This window comes from Frankia canadensis, from assembly GCF_900197875.1.
Classification (GTDB): Bacteria; Actinomycetota; Actinomycetes; order Frankiales; family Frankiaceae; genus Frankia; species Frankia canadensis.
The window spans coordinates 1-3,914 of record NZ_FZMO01000314.1; the positions used below are offsets into that span (position 1 = coordinate 1).

At 74.5% G+C, this 3,914-nt stretch carries 3 protein-coding genes; all 3 read left to right on the top strand.

The genetic code is table 11. The features are described from left to right. Positions 1–523: 523 nt before the first annotated feature. The 3 genes from C1A33_RS21860 to C1A33_RS21870 all read left to right on the top strand — a co-directional run bounded on the left by C1A33_RS21860 (position 524) and on the right by C1A33_RS21870 (position 3,606). Positions 524–1,639 (top strand): prephenate dehydrogenase, encoded by a 1,116-nt coding sequence (locus C1A33_RS21860; RefSeq protein WP_101833260.1) that lies wholly within the window; start codon positions 524–526, stop codon positions 1,637–1,639. Between the two features lie 255 nt (positions 1,640–1,894). After that, positions 1,895–2,734 (top strand): (d)CMP kinase, encoded by an 840-nt coding sequence (gene cmk, locus C1A33_RS21865; protein WP_207770435.1) that lies wholly within the window; start codon positions 1,895–1,897, stop codon positions 2,732–2,734. Beyond that, entirely contained in the window at positions 2,731–3,606 is an 876-nt protein-coding gene (locus tag C1A33_RS21870) for a lysophospholipid acyltransferase family protein (RefSeq protein WP_243407807.1), read from the top strand. Before cmk ends, C1A33_RS21870 begins: the two co-directional genes overlap by 4 nt. The last annotated feature ends 308 nt before the right edge of the window (positions 3,607–3,914 follow it).

Consider the following 3,914-nt stretch of genomic DNA (forward strand, 5'->3'; position numbering starts at 1 on the left):
AAGGCGGCGTGATGCCAATTTCCTGGCGTGTCGTGTCCGGTTTGTCCCTAGGTTTGTGGCAGGGAACGCCGTGACGGTGTCGGAACGCTGTCACCGACCGCCGCCGCGGACCGCCGCCACGAACGGCCTCGAACCGCTGGCGCGACAGCCCGACGCAAAGATCGCAACCCGAGGTACGGCCTGGTCGCGGCCCGAGTTGTCATCGTCACGGTGCTGTCGGCTCGCCAGCTGTGCAGCGTTCTGTCAGTGTCACGGCGGCCCGCGTCGCGTAATCGTGGCGAAACGGCCAGCAGTCCGCGAATTCGCGACACGGTGCCGCTGTCCGCCGCAGGTACTTCCCACCGGCGGGAAGCGTGCCCGATATGCGGCGTACGGTGAAGCGGGCGAGCCAAGTGGTCGCGAAGATCGCAACCCCACCTGCTACCTGGCACCTCCACCACGATCGTCCTCGGCGCGGGCCTGGTTCGGGGTGCCTCGGGACGAGACGCTCCTGACCGAGGCTGCCGCCATAGGCTGTCGTCTCATGGTCGAGACGGGCTGGGACGCTGATGCGCTGCCGACGCTGCGCCGCGTCGGGGTGGTCGGCACGGGGCTGATCGGGACCAGTGTGGGGCTGGCGCTGTCCGCCCGGGGGGTCGAGGTCCTGCTCCGCGACGCCGATGACGCGCAGGTCACACTCGCCGAGAAGATGGGCGCCGGGCGGCGCTGGGAGGCGGGGGAGCGGGTCGAGCACGCGGTGGTCGCGACACCGCTGCCGACGATCCCCCGCGAGGTCCGGGCACTGACCCGGGCAGGGATCGCCGACACCGTCAGCGACGCCGGCAGCGTCAAGGTGCGACCGCTGGTCGAGGGCGTGCAGCTCGGCTGCGACCTGTCGGTGTGGTGCCCGGCGCATCCGATCGCCGGGCGCGAGCGGCACGGCGCCGTGTCGGCCCGCGCCGACCTGTTCGCCGAGCGGGTGTGGGCCGTCTGCCCCGTCGCGCACACGGGGGACGCCGCCGTGCGCGCCACCGTGGCGCTCGCGCTGGCCTGCGGGGCGACACCGGTGCGCACGACGCCGCGCCGCCACGACGAGGCGATGGCGACTGTCTCGCACGTCCCGCAGCTGGTCGCGAGCGCGCTGGCGGGCACGCTCGGCGACCTGTCGGGCTCGGACGTGCCGCTGGCCGGGCAGGGGTTCCGGGACACGACCCGGCTCGCGGACAGCGACGCGGAGCTGTGGGCGGGGATCATCGAGGGCAACCGGGCGCCGATCGCCCGGCGGATGCGCGAGCTCGGCACGGCGCTGTCCGCCCTCGCCGACGTCCTGGACGCCGGCGGCGCCGACGAGGTCACCGCCGCGGTCACCCGGGTGATGCGCGATGGGCACGCGGGCCGGGCGCGGCTGCCGCGTAAGGTCGGCACGGCGACGCGGTCGTGGGGCTGGGTCGGCGTCGTGCTCGACGACCGGCCGGGCCAGCTCGCCGCGATCGTCGGGCTGATCAGCGCCTGGGACGTGAACATCGAGGACGTCGGCGCGTTCGAGCACAGCCTCGACCATCCCGCCGGGATCGTGGAGCTCGCCGTCGATCCGACGGTCGCCGACGACGTCGTCGATCGGTTGAACGCCACAGGATGGACGGCATATCGACGATCCTGACGCGGCACCGAGTAGCCTGATCCGGGGTCGCACCCGTCGGTCTCCGCCGTGGTGCGCCCGACGGGTTGACGCCGCCGGTCCGAGCTCAGGCCTGGTACGCGTGCCGGGGATCCGCCGACGATGCTGGTCGGCGGGGCCGCGGTCACCGGTCCGCGACCGCCCGCGTGGTGCCCCCGACCGGGGCCGACGCGGCGCGGAGCCGGGCCCGCGCGGCGTGGTCCGACCACTCTCACGTGTCCGGGACGGAGGAATCGGGTGGAGCCCGACCACGGGTCTGCGCTGTCGGCAGAGGGGATCGCCGCCGGCGGGGCGAAGGGAACGTCCGCGTCGTCGCACGCGGGCGGCGCTGGGTCCGGAGGCGGCGCGGCCGCGTACCCCCAGGTCACGGACGATGAGCCGGCCGAGGGAGCGGGGCTGGTCGTCGCGGTCGACGGCCCGGGCGGCTCGGGTAAGAGCACCGTCGCCCGCGAGCTCGCGCGCCGTCTCGGTCTGCGCTACCTCGACACCGGGGCGATGTACCGGGCCGTCACCCAGCTCGCGCTGGAGCGTCGCATCGACATCGAGGACCCGCAGGCGGTCGCCGAGCTCGCGGAACGGGCGGTGCTGTCGGTCGGCACCGACCCGGACGAGCCGACGATCGCCGTCGACGGGACCCGCGTCGACGCCGAGATCCGCACCCGGGCCGTCACCAACGCGGTCAGCGCGATCGCCGCGGTACCGTCCGTGCGCACTCGGCTCGTCGCCCAGCAGCGCCAGGTGATCGACGCCTCCCGCGCGGGCGGCGGCATCGTCGTCGAGGGCCGTGACATCGGCTCGGTCGTCGCCCCGGACGCGCAGGTCAAGGTGTTCCTGACCGCGTCGACGGAGGTGCGCGCCCTGCGCCGGTCCCGCCAGCTCGGCGAGAAGGGCGTCGACGACGTGGCCCGTACGTTGGCCGAGCTCGACCGGCGCGACGCGCTCGACAGCACTCGCGCCGCCGACCCGCTGGCCATCCCCGACGGGGCGATCGTGTTGGACTCGACGGCGATGGGCGTCCCCGAGGTGGTCGAGGAGGTCCTGCGCCACTGCGGGCAGCCGACCAACGTGGCGACATGACCACCCCCGAACCCGCGGCTCCCGAGGCGGCGGTTCAAGAGGCGGCGGTTCCCGAACTCGCGGCTTCTGAGCCGACGGCTGCCGTGGCGGAGGCTCCCCGAGCTGCGGCTCCTGAGCCGGCGGCACCTGAGCCGGCGGCACCTCAGGCTGCGACTCCCGAAGCGGCGGTTCCCGGGGCCGCGCCCGGGCGGGGAGCGTCGCTACACCGGGGGGCGGAGTCGCCGGTCTACAACGACCTGCCGCACCGGGTGCTCAAGCCGGGCGTGCGCGCGACGATCAACAAGATGATCATGCGGGTGAGCCTGGAGGGCGTCGAGAACGTGCCCTTCGACGAGCCGTTGATCTTCGCCGGCAACCACAGCAGCTGGCTCGACGGCCCGCTCGTCGTCATCGAGGCGCCGCGCACCGTGCGCTGCCTGGTGAAGTCCGAGATGTACACGAAGATCGTCGGCCGGCTGCTGCTGATCAGCGGCCAGATCCCGATCGACCGCGGCCGCCCCGACCGCGAGGCCCTGCACACGGCGCTCGACGAGCTGTCCCGCGGCGGGGCGATCGGCGTGTTCCCCGAGGGCACCCGCGGCAGCGGCGAGATGGCGGCCGTCCAGCACGGCATCGCCTACCTCGCCGTGCACAGCCGCTGCCGGGTGCTGCCCGTGGCGTGCCTGGGCACCGGCAACGCGCTGCCGAAGGGCGCCCGCTGGCCGCGGCGCTCGGCCCCGGTCCGGGTGGTGTTCGGCAAGCCGTTCGAGGTGGACGTGCCGGCCAACCCACGCTCGCGCCGGGCGCTGGCCGCCGTCGCCGAGGACATCCGGGTCCGCCTCCTCGACCATCTGGAGACGGCCCGCGCCGCCCCCGGCGAGACCGCCGCGTAGGCACACGCCCGCGTGTGGACCCCCACGCGCGGCACCCCGGCCCGCGCGGCGGGCTGGCGGGGGTTCACAGGAGGCCGGCGGCCGTCCGCATGGTCGGCCGCCGGCCCGGTACCACCCGCGATCACCGTTGATCGTGGGCTCGAGACCACACGACAGGTATGGCAGTCATGGCAGGCAGGAACGGACGGAACGCGACGATGGACCTCGCCGACTCGGACGGCGCCCCCGCAGGCGACGGCACCCTCGGCGGCTGGGCGCCCGGGGACGGTGACCTCGGGGACGGCGGGCTCGGGGGCGCCGTCCGAGTC